This window comes from Streptomyces sp. WAC04114, from assembly GCF_019733245.1.
GTDB classification, from domain to species: Bacteria; Actinomycetota; Actinomycetes; order Streptomycetales; family Streptomycetaceae; genus Streptomyces; species Streptomyces massasporeus_A.
Map to the genome: position 1 here is coordinate 1 of NZ_JAIGQA010000434.1, position 338 is coordinate 338.

Below are 338 nucleotides of genomic sequence, written 5' to 3' on the forward strand. Positions count from 1 at the left end.
ACGGTCACCAGGAGCGTCGCTGTGGTCGTCGTTCGATGCATCCGCGCAACTCTGGTGCGTCCGGCCCGCGGTGGGGCGGCGGACAGGCGGATCATGCCCCGCACGGGTGATCTCGCGCCCCGTACGAAGGGCGCCGGTGTGACAGGGGTGACGCAGGGGCGGCGTCAGTCGCCGGTCGCGCCGTCGATGCGCTCGCGGAGCAGGTCGGCGTGGCCGTTGTGCCGCGCGTACTCCTCGATCATGTGCGTGTAGAGCCACCGCAGGTTGAACCGCTCGCCGGTGCGGCGGTGCTTGCCCTCGGTGATGTCGTCCAGGCCGAAGCGGGCCGCGTTGCGCCG

The 338-nt window shown here is 71.9% G+C and carries 1 protein-coding gene; it reads right to left on the reverse strand.

The genetic code is table 11. The features are described from left to right. Positions 1–164: 164 nt before the first annotated feature. Positions 165–338 (reverse strand): DUF664 domain-containing protein (locus K4G64_RS39645; protein ID WP_221760667.1); only part of this gene is annotated, 174 nt, incomplete at its 5' end.